Genomic DNA, 13925 nt, shown 5'->3' with positions numbered 1-13925 from the left:
CTGCCGCAGAAGTAAGGGAGCTTCCGAATACCTAGACAATAATCGTCACCTGATTTCTCAATGCTAGACTTTATTTCACAAATTACGAAGCCCTTCATCGCGAACCTTTCCCGTGAGGCCGGCTTTATTTTTAGCTAGAAAATCAAGCTGCTTGTCATTAAGTATAATTCCGGTAGCGTATTGTTTTTGTTGTGAGTTGTAGTAAATCGACAGCTTGACGGACGCGCATCCCCCCTCATCCTGCGCTTGTCGAAGAAAACTGTCGCACAAGGTTTTTTTCATCTAAGTAAAGGTCTGATAGGTGGATTTTTCACAATGTAAATATAACAAATGGCCCTATTTTGATTACAATTTATAGAATGGTAGAATTTGAAAATGTCCTTTTCGGCTTAATTAAGGTTTTTTTATACGTTCTTGTATTTAACCACATATTATGACCCATTCAAGACGCGACTTCCTCAGCACCGCAACCACCCTCGCGGCTGGTGCCGGCCTCTCGGCCATTGTTCCTTCCCCTGTTTCTGCATTTGCGCAAGTTTCAGCGGCCGATAAGATCTGCATCGGTGCCATTGGAGTCAATGGGATGGGCTGGTCAGATTTGAATGCGATCCTTAAAAATCCGGGGACGGAATGTGTGGCGCTTTGTGATGCCGATAAAAATGTCCTCGACAAACGTGCCGCCGAATTGGCCAAGGGTGGGGCCAAAGTTAAGACTTATGGAGATTACCGGCAGTTGCTCGCGGATAAAGATGTCGATGCGGTTGTGATCGGCACGCCCGATCACTGGCATTGTCTGATGATGGTCGAGGCGTGTCAGGCAGGCAAAGATATTTATGTTGAAAAGCCAATCGGGAATTCCATTGCCGAATGCCGTGCCATGGTGGCGGCGCAGCAACGGTACAACCGTGTGGTGCAGGTGGGGCAATGGCAGCGCAGCCAGAAGCATTTCCGCGACGCTATCGATTTTGTGCATTCGGGCAAGTTGGGGAAAATCCGGCTGGTGAAGGTCTGGGGCTATTTCGCCTGGGTAAACCCGATCAGCAAATTGCCGGATGGTAACCCACCGGCGGGCGTCGATTACAATATGTGGCTCGGACCGGCGCCAAAACGGCCGTTCAACCCCAACCGTTTTCATTTCAATTTTCGGTGGTTCTGGGATTATGCCGGCGGCCTGATGACCGACTGGGGCGTGCATCTGCTCGATTATGCATTGCTGGGCATGAAAGCCGCTAACCCCAACAGCATCATGGCGGCCGGTGGCAAGTTTGCCAACCAGGATTCCGGTGCCGAAACGCCCGACACGCTTACGACCGTTTTCGAATTCGACGATTTCAATATCCAGTGGGAACACGCGATGGGTATTGATGGCGGTCCTTACGGTCGCCAGCACGGCATTGCCTACATTGGCAACAATGGCACCCTGGTCCTGAGCCGCGATGGCTGGGAGGTGATACCAGAAGGCAAGCGGATGGAATCCGTTCCATTCCAGAAATCGATCGATAACGGACTGGACCTGCACGCGAAGAATTTCATCGACGTCATCAAATCGCGGAAAATGGCGGATCTGAATGCACCCATCCAGGTTGGCTCCGACATTGCGGTGTTTTCTCAAATGGGAAATATCGCTTACCGGACCGGCAAGAAGATTTATTGGGATAAAGAAAAGGGGAAATTTACAGATGACGAAGCCAACAAGCTCATTACGAAAGAGTATCATAACGGCTATAAGATACCTTCTGTTTCATGATTTTTAGTATTTCAAAAATGAAGAGGATTTGTTCTGTAACGCTATCCCTGCTACTTTGTGTCAGTCAGCTGGTTATATCCCAATCTGCTAAAAAGCCGGCTACAAAGCGGTACCTCTATGTCGCTACACCGGGAGTCCGCGATTACCTGGGCTATGGCGGGCATGGGCTGCTGGTTTTTGATATGGATAACAATCATCGTTTCGTCAAAAGGATCGCCACAGGTGGTTTACATCCTAATGGAAAACCATCGAACGTAAAGGGAATTGCCGTCAGCTTGCCGCTCAATAGCATTTATGTCAGCACGCTGGAAGGCCTGCAACGCATCGATCTGACGACGGAAAAAGTGATTTGGGAAAAACCGTTTGAAGGCGGCTGCGACCGGATGGCGATTTCTCCCGACGGCCGCACGATGTATCTTCCTTCCCTGGAAAAAGGGTTTTGGAACGTGGTAAATTGTGAAACGGGTGATATTATCAAGAAAATCAACGTCCACAAAAGGGCGCATAATACGATTTACGGAGCTTCGGGCAATGCAGTTTACATGGGCGATATTGCGAGCCCCTGGCTGCATATCGCCGATCCTAAAACACACGAACTGAGCCGAAAAGTCGGTCCGTTTGCAAACTATGTGCGTCCATTCACCATTACCGCCGACGAATCGCTGGCTTACATCACGGTCGACAGCTTACTTGGTTTCGAAGTAGGGGATATTCAAAAAGGCACGAAAATAGCCCATATCGGTGTGGAAGGATGGGAGCGCGGCCCGGTACGGAGACACGGCAACCCTAGCCACGGCATTGGCCTCACGCCCGATGAGTCAGAGATCTGGCTTTGTGACGGCCATAATATGCGGATGCACGTTTTCAGCGCAAAACCACCTTACCAACAACTTACCACTATTCCCGTTCAGGATATGCCGGGCTGGGTAACTTTCAGCCTGGATGGGCACTATGCCTATCCTTCGAGCGGAGAGGTGATCGATGTGAAAACGCGCAAAATCCTGATGATATTAACAGACGAATTTCATAACAGCGTAGGAAGTGAGAAAATGGTAGAGGTACAGTTTGTTGGCGGGAAACCTGTACGTGCGGGCGATCAGTTCGGTGTCGGGCGACGAAGTTCGCAGGTGAGCAGGAAATAGCCTCGGCACGGGAATTTCCCAAAATGGTAATGCACCCTTTGGAACTTGCTTTGAGCCTCAGGTCTTTTTAACTTATTCAGGGTGATCGCGCCGATATTCCTGCGCTCGCCCAAACGCCATGAATGAGAGACAAAAACGCCTTCGTGAGCGACGGCTCATAAAGCTTTCGATCGTCACCGGTTCGGTATTTACCATCTGGGCTATCATCGTCGGGATAGCGGGTGGTTCGAAATCGATCATTTTCGATGCCCTGTTTTCGATGGTTGGCATCAGCCTGTCGGGTGTATCGTTACTGGTCAACAACTTCGTCCGCAAGCCCGATGACGATGATTTGCCATTCGGCCGGGCGCAGTTCGAGCCGTTCTCGATGACGCTGCAATCAGCCGTGATCATTTTCCTTTGTTTGTATTCGCTCGCTACCTCGGTGATGGACATCATCAATGGAGGGAAGCTTGTCGAGCTCGATATTGCATTGCCTTACCTCATTGCCTCTATCGTCGGTTGCTTCCTGCTTTGGCTGTACTTCCGGAGAATGGCGCTGCAAATCCGTTCCGAATATGTGCGCATCGAAGCCACTGAATGGCAGCTCGACGCATTGTTGAGCACGGGCGTGCTTATAGTTTTGTCGCTTGGATATTTTTTGCGCGAAACATCGCTGTCGTATCTAATCCCCTATCCTCGACCCCGGTATGGTCATTATCATTTCCATTCTTTTCCTGCGAATCCCCGTGGGCACATTCTGGAAAAACATCCGCGAATTGCTGCAATTCGCACCCGACGATGAGGTGGAGGAAATGATCCATCAGCAGGCGGAAGGGATTTCGAAGCGTTACGGTTTTATCGACGAATACGTGCGGGTAGCCAAAACCGGTGGCAGTTATACCGTTGAAATTGATTTTCTGTTACCCCAAGCGCTCGCACATACACAGGTGAAAGAGCTGGATGGAATCAGGCAGGAGCTGTATGACCATATCCGGGGCGAATATAAAATGTGGCTCACTATTTCTTTTACCACCGAGCGAAAATGGATGATCTGACGGTCATTGCAAGCGATTTTTATCGGCTATCCCAGTATTTTCGATGTCGGACGCACATACCTTTGCCGAAAATTAGTTTTAAAACATTCATGAGTATTTTAATAACGGGCAGCGCGGGTCATTTGGGCGAGGCGCTGATGCGTACGTTCCGGGCGCAAAACGTGCGGGCAATCGGGTTGGATATTAAACATTCAGCCTGTACGGATATGGTCGGCAGCATTGCAGACAGGGATTTTGTAAAAAATGCCATGAAAGGCATCCGCACCGTCATTCACACTGCTACATTGCATAAGCCGCACGTGGCGACACACAGCAAGCAGGATTTTGTAGACACCAACATTACAGGGACGCTCAATTTGCTGGAAGAAGCTCTTTTACAAGGCGTTTCGGCGTTTATCTTCACAAGTACGACCAGCACATTCGGCGCTGCCATGAACCCGGCAAAAGGCGAGCCGGCGGCCTGGATCACCGAAGAAGTGGTGCCGCAACCCAAGAACATTTACAGTGTCACCAAACTCGCCGCGGAAAGCCTTTGCGAGCTGTTTCACCGCAAAAGCAAACTGCCGGTGATGATCCTGCGCACGTCGCGTTTCTTCCCGGAAGATGATGATAATGCCCAAACCCGCGAGCTTTATGAAAAGCCCAATGTCCAGGCCCTCGAACTGCTCTATCGCCGCGTTGATATTGCTGACGCCGTCACAGCGCATCTCTTAGCCATGGAGAAAGCCGGGTCGATCGGATTTGGCAAATATATCATCTCGGCTACCACGCCGTTTTTGCCCGCACATCTGGCAGAATTACATACGAATGCAGCAGGAGTGATTCGCGTACTCTACCCGGAAAGCGAAGGACTTTTTGATGCAGCAGGCTGGAAGATGTTTACAGAAATCGATCGCGTGTATGTGAATGAGCGCGCGCGGCACGAACTGGGCTGGGAGCCAGTGTATGATTTTACGTATGTGTTGCAATGCCTGCGCGGCGGAACGGATTTCAGAAGTGAGTTGGCACGGGAGGTTGGTAGTAAAGGGTATCATGAAGAGGAGTTTGAGGACGGGCCGTTTCCGGTCGATTAGATAATGTGTTTGTCGACCAATATTGCGTGCCCGACGGTACTTGCATTGGGTGATGCCTGTGGAATCTGCCAGTTCTACTTATTACTCGCCGCAATCACCGGCATTACAAACTGCCACGCCGCATTGGCGGGTTCCTGATGTTCCTTTTTGACAATTTCGTCCATTTTTTTCAGAAGATCGGGATGTTGGGCGGCGAGGTCGGTGGTTTCGTTGCGGTCGGCCTTAAGGTTGAAGAGCTGCCACGGGTTGCCCGCATTTTTGCGTAGATCTGTTTTGACGCCTTTCCAGTCGCCTATCCGAACGGCTATCTGTCCGCCTTTTTCGGGATATTCAAAATAGAGGTAGTCGTGCTTTTTCTGCCGGTTGGTCTGTCCCAGTAATTCGGGCAGGAAGGAAATGCCATCGGTTGGCGGGGTGGGTTGGGCGGTTAGCTCGGCAAGCGTTGCCATCAGGTCGAATTGGGCGGAAATATGGTCGCTTACCCTTCCTGCTTTGATTTTTCCGGGCCAGCGCGCGATAAATGGTTCGCGTATACCGCCTTCATAAACATCCATTTTGAGCCCGCGTAACCCAGCCACGCTGTTAAAAAACTGCGGATTTACACCGCCATTGAAAGTGGCGCCATTATCGCTGCTGAACATAACAATTGTATTATCATCCAAACCCAGGCTCCTGAGTCTTTCCAAAATAATACCAACCTGATCGTCGAGATAGGTAATCATGGCTGCATAAGTCGACAGCGGGTATTTGGTAGAAGCGTAATTCTTCTCGCCATAATAGGGCTTTTCGTCGAATAGGCCGATGTACTTTTTAACGTATTCATCCGGTGCCTGCAACGACACATGGGGGATGGTGTAAGGCATGTAAAGGAAAAATGGGCCGTCTTTGCTCCGTTCGATAAATGCCAGCGCTTTTTCGGTCATTTTTGCCGGCGCATATTCTTTTCCTTTGAAAGATTCAAAATCGGCGTCGGTGGCTGTGGCGGGATCGAGTTTGCGATGGACATCCTGCCAGGGTTGTGCGAGCGTGTCCCATCGGTCGTTTTCCCACAAATGGGATGGGTATTGGTTATGGGCTTGTTTCTGGTCGAGGTAGCCGTAATAATAGTCGAAACCCTGCTTGGTGGGCGTGCCTTCGGTGTTGTTCATGCCCATGCCCCATTTGCCCGTTAGTGCCGTGGCATAGCCTTTTTGTTTGAGCAGTTCGGCAACCGTGAATTCATTTGCCGGCAAAGGCATCTGGCCGCGTTCCTCATCATCCTTGAAAGTTCCCAGCTCAAAATTGCCGCGAATGGCAGAATGCCCCGCGTGCTTGCCTGTCATGAGCATCGCGCGTGCTGGCGCGCATACTGGCGTACCTGTGTAATGCTGCGTAAAGCGGATGCCCTCTTTCGACAGCCGGTCAAGGTTCGGTGTTTTGATCTTTTGCTGGCCATAACAACCCAGCTCGCCGTATCCAAGGTCGTCGGCGTAGATATAGATGATGTTTGGAAGCCGCGTCTGGCTTTTGTTTTTTTGAGCAAAAACGGCAGTGGTAACGAATAGTGAGAATAAAAACAGGTTCAGGGATCGCATGGGGTATGGTTTTGACGGACGGGAATTTAACCAAAATTTAACCATCACCACGGAGAGTGATTCAAAAACATACCTTGCTATATTTGTCGCCGCATTTAATACTAAACCCATATGTCTGAAAAGGCCACTCCGGGCATTCCTAAGCAACCGGGCATATTTAGTTTGCTGACTCCCTACAAGGGTTTGATAATCTCGCTTTTACTGTTTGCATTGCTCAGTAATGGCATTAATCTATGGCTTCCCAAACTGGTGGCCGACGGCATCGACGACTACACTCACCGGCGGTTCGACCTGAACAAAATCCTGATCGAGTTTACCGGCGCGGTGATCTTTGTATTTTTGTTTGCCTATCTGCAAAGCATTATTCAGACTTATGCATCAGAGAAAGTCGCGCGGGATTTACGCACGAGGCTTTCTGACAAGATATCCAAGCAGAGCCACGCGTTTATTGAACAAACCACTGCCGCAAAGCTGCTGACCAACCTTACAGCCGATATCGATTCGATCAAATTGTTTGTGTCCCAGGCTATTGTTGCAATCGTATCCTCTATATTCATCATCATCGGAGCGAGCATTTTGCTACTGACTATCAACTGGAAACTGGCATTGACCGTGCTGGCGATCATACCGATTATCGGTGGGATGTTTGCCATTACTTTGAAAAAAGTCAGGACGCTCTTTGTACAAAGCCGGGAGGTAATAGATTGGCTCAACAAGATCATCAACGAGAGCATTCTAGGTTCGGCGCTGATCAGGGTCGTTAACTCCCAGCAGCTTGAATATGCGAAGTTTCTCGAAGCGAATGCCAAAGCGAAAGGCTTCGGCCTCGCCATTCTGAACCTTTTTGCGGGATTGATTCCCGTGATCACTTTTACGGCTAATGTGGCTGGGCTGACGATACTGGTCATGGGAGGGCATTTTGTGATTGAGGGGGATATGACTTTGGGCAGTTTCGCGGCGTTCAACAGCTATCTCATGATGCTGATTTTCCCGATTCTCGTGATCGGGTTTATGAGCAACGTCATCGCACAGTCGACGGCTTCCTACCAGCGGATTTCGGCCGTTTTAAACACCGACGAGCCGGTCGCGGGCGGCTCGTCCAAAGAATTGCTGCAAGGTGAAATCGAATTGCAGAATATAACTGTGCGATATGGCGAAAAGCCTGCATTGAAGGGTGTCAGTCTTTCTATTCGTGCGGGCTCACATATCGCGATCATCGGGCCAACGGCGGCTGGGAAAACACAATTGCTGTATTTACTCACTGGCCTTATCCAGCCGCAGGAGGGGAGCGTCGCGTTCGATGGTCATCCTATCGATTATTTCGATAGCGAATCGTTTTACCGGCAGGTTGGTTTTGTGTTTCAGGACAGCATCATCTTCAACATGAGTATTCGGGAGAATATCGCATTCAGCACAACGGTAAGTGATGAGTCCCTGCAAAAGGCCATCGATACCGCCGAACTGACCGCATTCATCGAAACCCTTCCAGATGGGCTGGATACCATTGTATCGGAACGTGGGTCGAGCCTCTCAGGCGGACAAAAACAGCGTATCATGCTCGCCCGGGCATTGGCAATCAATCCGAAGATATTGTTGCTCGACGACTTTACGGCACGTGTGGATGGCAATACCGAAAAGAAGATCCTGGAAAATATGGAGCAGAACTATCCCGGTATTACGCTGATTTCGGTAACCCAAAAAATTGCGGCCATTGAACATTACGACCAGATCGCCGTGCTTATGGAAGGCGAGTTGATCGGCTGCGGCACGCACGACGAGTTGATGCAAACAAGCCCGGAGTATGTTCAGATTTACCATTCGCAACAAAGTACCAGCAACTATGAACTACGATCTTAACAAACTTTCGGAGGAGCAGCAGAAAACCTCTACAATCAAAGCGTTGGGAAAGTTGCTAACCTTGATTTCCCACGAACGGGGCAATCTCGCGCTGGCGATCGGGGCCATTACGCTGAATACGACCGTGAACCTGGTCGGTCCCTACCTGATCGGTCACGCGATCGACCGTTATGTAGTGACCAAACAGTTTCACGGTTTGCTCGTTTTCGGAGGCATTTTGCTGGCTATGTACCTGCTCGGGCTTGTCACAGCTTACCAGCAGACCAAACTTATGGGCGGGGTAGGACAGCGGTTGTTGTTTACGCTTCGTAACGCGATTTTTAACAAATTACAGCAATTACCCGTCGCATTCTTTAACCAGAACAAAGCCGGAGACCTGATATCCCGCGTCAATAACGATACCGACAAGCTGAACCAGTTCTTCTCGCAATCGCTTATGCAATTCATCGGCAGCATTTTCACAATGTTGGGTGCCGGGATTTTTTTGTTGGTCATTAATATCAAACTGGGTGCGGCGGCATTGGCTCCTGCGATGGTTATCCTGGTTTTTACGCTGTTGCTTTCGCCATGGGTAAAAGCTGCCAATGCCAAAAACCTGAAAAGTACCGGTGCGTTGAGCGCCGAAATCCAGGAAAGTCTGAACAACTTCAAGGTGGTGATCGCATTTAACCGGCGTGATTATTTCCGGCAACGGTTTCAAATAGCAAACCTTGAAAATTACCGGACGGCAATCCGGGCCGGCCTGGCCAACAATATTTTCCTGCCAACGTATTCTTTTTTTTCCAATGTCGCGCAGCTTGTCGTGCTGACGTATGGTATCTACCTGATCAGCATCGGAGAATTCAGTATCGGGTTGCTGGTGAGCTATATCGCTTATGCGGTCAATTTTTACAACCCGCTGCGACAACTGGCGGCATTGTGGACGAGTTTTCAGGTGGCCATGGCGGGCTGGGACCGCGTTTCGCAAATCCTGGCCCTTGAAACCGACCTGGTTCCGGTGGCAGCAACAGTCCCTGAAACCGATGCCGCGTTACTGGAATTCCGCGACGTGCGGTTCGGATACGACAGCCGGGAAATCCTGCATCAGGTCAATTTTAAACTCGAACGCGGGAAAATATACGCGCTAATCGGCCCGACCGGTGGCGGTAAAACCACCACAGCCTCGCTCATAGCTCGCCTGTACGACCCGCGTGAAGGATCTGTCCTGCTCGACGGCCGAGACATACGCACCTACACGCCGGAAGAACGGACGCAAAAAATCGGTTTCATTTTACAGGAGCCATTCCTTTTCACGGGCACCATCCGGGACAACATCCTTTACGGCAACGAGCGGTTGGAGGAGTATTCCAATGAGAAGCTGGAAGAGGTAATCCGCGGTGCAAATCTGGGTGAGATACTGGCCCTTTTTGAAGACGGGCTTGAAACCAAGGTATCCGCCACGAGCGATAGCACGAGCCTCGGCCAAAAACAGCTCATCGCATTCATGCGGGCAGTCCTCCGCAGCCCCGAGCTTCTTATCCTCGATGAAGCCACTGCCAACATCGATACCGTCACCGAAAAACTGCTGGGCAATATCCTGAAACAACTCCCCGAATCCACCACGCAAGTGATCATTGCCCATCGCCTGAATACCATCGAAAGCGCCGACGAAATCTTCTTCGTCAACTCCGGCGAAGTAAACCGCGCCGGGTCCCTGGACGATGCGATGGCGATGTTGTTGAAAGGGAATAGGGCAAGCTAGGTGTTACAGGCGGATGAGCACCAGCGGAGATTTTCTTCGGCAATATGGGACAGCTCTCAAAGTCCATGTCACTAACTTCCCTAGTTATACGTTCAAATAAAATGATGGACGAATCATGGCTCGCAATGCCGGCACCTTCCTTTTTCCTGCCTGGATACCCGCCGCACCGGCGTTTTTGGCCTGTCCGGCTTTCTGCCGGACAAGCGAGGGTAATGGCTTTATAAACTGGTAATGGCCGGTTTAGTACCAGTTTTGTTTCAGGCCGGTCATGTGGAGGTCGTAACCTCCCTTGCCACCGGGACGGTTGGACGAAAAGATCATTAATGGATAGGTGAAGTTGTACCCCCGTGACAGGATAGGCCGGTATTCGTTATATGCGGTGTTTATTCTGGGACCTGCATTGATGGGTGTCGACCATTTGCCGTCTGCATATTCAGAGTAATAAATATCTTCACCACCTTGCCCGCCCGGACGGTCCGAAACGAACACCATCAGGTCCTCTACCATATACGGACATTTGTCGTTATGGGGCCCTGAAAGTTCTTCCACTTTCCTCAGCTCATACTTCGCCGGGTTGATCAGGCTTTCCAGCGTAATTTTTTCCTGCTCTTCCCGTGGGATTTTTACTTCATAGATATCGAAATTGCCGTCGCGGTCAGAGCAAAAGTATATACGGTCGCTCATGTTGGAAAAGGTCGGGTAGGCATCGTTCGCGCTGGAATTGAGGTATTTGACTGGCTCGGGATCGGATGTGCCTTGCTTTGTATATTTGATGTCCATCTTGCCGGAAGCGTCGTCGGCATAAAACAGAAAAAGGTCGTCTTCGCCGTCGTAATTGTGTAAATCGTCGTGGAGGGATAACATCCGAGGGCCATACACATTGAAATTCCCATTGACCTTATTGATCACATGCTGCGCGTTGTTGTAAACACCCATATAAGTTCCGGACGAGTTACTACCTTTTTTTAGGTTCAACCGCTTGTCATATTCCAGATACGCAGGCATGTACACGAGGTTAAGGACATCTTTTCTCTCGCGTCTCGATGAAAATACCAGCCGGAATTGTCCGTGGCGGTTGCTCGGCAGGTCCGAATTGTAGTCATCAAATTCCGAGTTGATCTCTTCCAGATTCACGACCTCGGAAAGGAATTTGCCGTCTTTCTTGTCGGGATCCATACCTGGCGGCCAGCAGCTGAACACGAGAAACAGGACGATAACGGGCGTGAATTTTCTCATATGCGCATTGGTTAAGAGCTTGTATACGCTGAGACACAAAATTACCTTGAAACGTTGCAGTGAAACTACTTTGGTAAGCTGCTGCAATGGGCCAACAGCCGCAGCAGATCTTGCTCTTTGCCGAAGTCGACCGGATTTTCTTTCAGATACCGATCGATCTGCTTCTTGTTCGCGGGGTAAAGTTTCCGGATACTTCCGGGTGTAGGGATATAGAAACGGTTATTATTGTCGATCAGGTAATGGCCTGTGCGATAGGTAAAGACGCCTTCTGCGTTGAGATTCAGTTTCTTGCTGGTCGCAGCCTGGTCGCTGGAATAGGAGCGGTAGGTCGTAACCGATGAAGCTGTGTAAGAAATGCCGTAAGGACCACCCTTTTCGGTTCCTATCCTGGCCAGTACCTGGCGCTTTCCAAGACTCGCCCTGTCGAATGTTGCGACTATTTCGCTGTAACCAAAGCGTTTATCGAACCGGTACGACTTTTCTCCAACCGTTATTTGTTTTAGTAACGCCTGGTCTATGATTTCAAGCGTATCCCGTTTTACATCTATAAAAAGGATATGTCCGCCGATATAGTTGTAGTTAAAACGGGCCTGGGAGCTGCGGCCATCGATGAACTCCGCTTTGCCTGGCACAAATTCGCTGAACTGGTACCGGTCGGCATAAGGAATAACCTTGTCGGGATACTCGCCGGCCTTTACTTTGAAAACTTTGGGCACCTGTGCCTGGGCCAGAAAGGGGTAGCATGCCAGTACTGCGAGGAATGTCCGGACAATCATGGTTTTCATGGCGAGTTATTGGAAGTGTTATTCCAAGAAGGAACTGCGGGCTGCAATCTACGCGCCTGTATGCCCACTATTACTCAGGTAAAACTGATAAATGCCAGATAAGCGATGATGATCACCGGAAATCCGCTTACGGTGAGTGCCCAGCCCGCATGCCCGGCTCCAAGCAGGAAATACGCCCCGACTGCACACGCGATCAGCGCCAGGATCGGCAGGAAGACCATTCCTTTTCCCGCGGAATCCTGCCCGCTGCTGAAAAGTGTAAAAACCAGGAACAATGCCGTAATGGCATCTACCAGCATACATCCGTAAACGATTGTTTTCATAAGGAGGTTTTAATCTTTTAATTCGATCCAGACAGGCGCGTGATCACTGGTTTTTTCCCAGCCGCGTACTTCCCTGTCTACACCCGCTGCCACGAGCCTGGGAGCAAGTTGCGGGCTAAGCAGAAAATGGTCGATACGAAGGCCGGCGTTGCGCGCGAACGCATTGCGGAAGTAATCCCAGAAAGTGTAAATTTTTTCGTTCGGATTGAGCGTGCGAAGAGCGTCGGTCCATCCCTGGGCGGCGAGTGCTGCGAAAGCAGCGCGGGTTTCCGGGCGGAAAAGCGCGTCATCGACCCAATTTTCGGGCTTATACACGTCCATTTCGGTCGGCATTACGTTGAAGTCCCCTGTGAGCAGTGTGGGTTTTCCGGCCGCCAGCAGACCTTCGGCATGGGCAATGAGCCGGTCGAACCATTTTAGCTTATAATCAAACTTGGGCCCTGGTGCCGGGTTGCCATTGGGCAGGTATAGCCCGCCGATCGTCAGTCCGCCAATTTCCGCCTCAATATACCGGCTGTGGGTATCTTCAGGGTCGCCTGGGAGAATGCGGCGTATTTCCCGGGGCATTTCACCGCGCGAAAGTATCGCTACGCCGTTCCAGCTCTTCTGCCCGTGCCAGATTGCTTTATAACCAGCGTCGATAATGGCCTGCTCCGGGAATTTTTCCTGCGGCGCTTTCAATTCCTGTAAACACACAATATCGGGTGTTGTCTCGGTCAGCCAGCGAAGCAACACAGGCAGGCGACCGTTCACACCATTGACATTATAGGTAGCTACTTTCATGTGATAAGGCTTTTAGTTGGGTAATGGCAGCGTAACCACAAATGTTGTGCCTTTTCCGGGATTGGGCTCGGCTTTAATGATACCCTTATGGTTACGTACGATCTTACGGCAATAGGCCAGCCCTACCCCTTCACCCTGTTTGAAATTCCCGGTTGGCAACCGTGCGAATATATCGAATACTTTTTCCAGTTGTGTATCGTCGATCCCAATTCCATTGTCTTCGACCCTGATCTGCGCATAAGTCATTTGTAGTGGTTCAGGCAGCAGGTCCTCAATTTCATGTAATGCCAGTTCCTGGGCGGAAATGCTGATACGCGGAGGCTGTTCGTGGCCTGCGAACTTGACGGCGTTGTGCATGAGCTGGTAAAAGAGTTGCTCTATTTGCTCGGGTATGGCTTGCACGGCGGGCAGTGGCCCGGTTTGTAAAACAATGTTCCGGCGTTCGATGTGTGGCAGCAGCTGGGTGGTGACGTCGGCCACAATGTCACTGAGTTGTACTTTTTCAAACGGGCTGTTGTTGTTGAGGTTGGAAAGGTCGGAGAGGTCTTTGATCATCATCGAAACAATATTCCATAGTGGGTGGATTAGTAAATTTAGGTGCCGGGTTCCGGATAACCTACACTTACT

14 protein-coding genes are annotated in these 13925 nt (G+C 50.3%); 7 read left to right on the top strand and 7 right to left on the bottom strand.

What is annotated here, in order from left to right:
* Positions 1-75 precede the first annotated feature (75 nt).
* Positions 76-282 (bottom strand): hypothetical protein, encoded by a 207-nt coding sequence (locus LZD49_RS26165; protein WP_234670650.1) that lies wholly within the window; start codon positions 280-282, stop codon positions 76-78.
* Positions 283-433: 151 nt separating this feature from the next.
* On the opposite strand from LZD49_RS26165, the gene LZD49_RS26160 reads away from it, so the two are divergent.
* The 5 genes from LZD49_RS26160 to LZD49_RS26140 all read left to right on the top strand — a co-directional run bounded on the left by LZD49_RS26160 (position 434) and on the right by LZD49_RS26140 (position 4999).
* Positions 434-1747, top strand: a complete 1314-nt coding sequence (locus tag LZD49_RS26160; protein WP_234670649.1) for a Gfo/Idh/MocA family oxidoreductase — start codon at positions 434-436, stop codon at positions 1745-1747.
* 17 nt (positions 1748-1764) lie between these two features.
* Positions 1765-2889, top strand: a complete 1125-nt coding sequence (locus tag LZD49_RS26155; RefSeq protein WP_234670648.1) for a YncE family protein — start codon at positions 1765-1767, stop codon at positions 2887-2889.
* A gap of 118 nt (positions 2890-3007) precedes the next feature.
* The gene (locus LZD49_RS26150) at positions 3008-3673 is read left to right on the top strand and encodes a cation transporter (protein WP_234670647.1); all 666 of its coding nucleotides are present in this window, start codon (positions 3008-3010) and stop codon (positions 3671-3673) included.
* The gene (locus LZD49_RS26145) at positions 3648-3926 is read left to right on the top strand and encodes a hypothetical protein (protein WP_234670646.1); all 279 of its coding nucleotides are present in this window, start codon (positions 3648-3650) and stop codon (positions 3924-3926) included. The genes LZD49_RS26150 and LZD49_RS26145 overlap by 26 nt, the downstream gene beginning before the upstream one ends.
* 89 nt (positions 3927-4015) lie before the next feature.
* Entirely contained in the window at positions 4016-4999 is a 984-nt protein-coding gene (locus LZD49_RS26140) for an NAD(P)-dependent oxidoreductase (RefSeq protein ID WP_234670645.1), read from the top strand.
* A gap of 74 nt (positions 5000-5073) precedes the next feature.
* Here LZD49_RS26140 and LZD49_RS26135 read toward each other — a convergent pair whose 3' ends face one another.
* A complete protein-coding gene (locus LZD49_RS26135) occupies positions 5074-6573 on the bottom strand; it encodes an arylsulfatase (RefSeq protein WP_234670644.1) in 1500 nt (499 codons plus the stop codon).
* Positions 6574-6684: 111 nt separating this feature from the next.
* On the opposite strand from LZD49_RS26135, the gene LZD49_RS26130 reads away from it, so the two are divergent.
* Together LZD49_RS26130 and LZD49_RS26125 are read left to right on the top strand one after the other, a co-directional pair.
* The gene (locus LZD49_RS26130; RefSeq protein ID WP_234670643.1) at positions 6685-8430 is read left to right on the top strand and encodes an ABC transporter ATP-binding protein; all 1746 of its coding nucleotides are present in this window, start codon (positions 6685-6687) and stop codon (positions 8428-8430) included.
* Positions 8375-10171, top strand: coding sequence for an ABC transporter ATP-binding protein (locus LZD49_RS26125; RefSeq protein WP_234670642.1), 1797 nt, complete (start codon positions 8375-8377; stop codon positions 10169-10171). Before LZD49_RS26130 ends, LZD49_RS26125 begins: the two co-directional genes overlap by 56 nt.
* 240 nt (positions 10172-10411) lie before the next feature.
* Here the strand turns inward: LZD49_RS26125 and LZD49_RS26120 are convergent, their stop codons facing one another.
* The 5 genes from LZD49_RS26120 to LZD49_RS26100 form a co-directional block, all read right to left on the bottom strand.
* Positions 10412-11407, bottom strand: a complete 996-nt coding sequence (locus tag LZD49_RS26120; RefSeq protein ID WP_234670641.1) for a TolB family protein — start codon at positions 11405-11407, stop codon at positions 10412-10414.
* Positions 11408-11472: 65 nt separating this feature from the next.
* The gene (locus LZD49_RS26115) at positions 11473-12192 is read right to left on the bottom strand and encodes a hypothetical protein (protein ID WP_234670640.1); all 720 of its coding nucleotides are present in this window, start codon (positions 12190-12192) and stop codon (positions 11473-11475) included.
* Positions 12193-12266: 74 nt separating this feature from the next.
* Positions 12267-12515, bottom strand: coding sequence for a hypothetical protein (locus LZD49_RS26110; RefSeq protein ID WP_234670639.1), 249 nt, complete (start codon positions 12513-12515; stop codon positions 12267-12269).
* A gap of 9 nt (positions 12516-12524) precedes the next feature.
* Positions 12525-13298: an exodeoxyribonuclease III gene (gene xth, locus LZD49_RS26105; RefSeq protein ID WP_234670638.1), complete on the bottom strand. Its 774-nt coding sequence runs from the start codon at positions 13296-13298 to the stop codon at positions 12525-12527.
* Between the two features lie 12 nt (positions 13299-13310).
* A complete protein-coding gene (locus LZD49_RS26100; protein ID WP_234670637.1) occupies positions 13311-13856 on the bottom strand; it encodes an ATP-binding protein in 546 nt (181 codons plus the stop codon).
* Positions 13857-13925: the final 69 nt, after the last annotated feature.

Origin of the sequence: Dyadobacter sp. CY261 (assembly GCF_021440085.1) — a bacterium.
Taxonomy (GTDB): Bacteria; Bacteroidota; Bacteroidia; order Cytophagales; family Spirosomataceae; genus Dyadobacter.
Note: the sequence above shows the minus strand (reverse complement) of the source record. Positions and strands in the feature narration are given on the sequence as shown.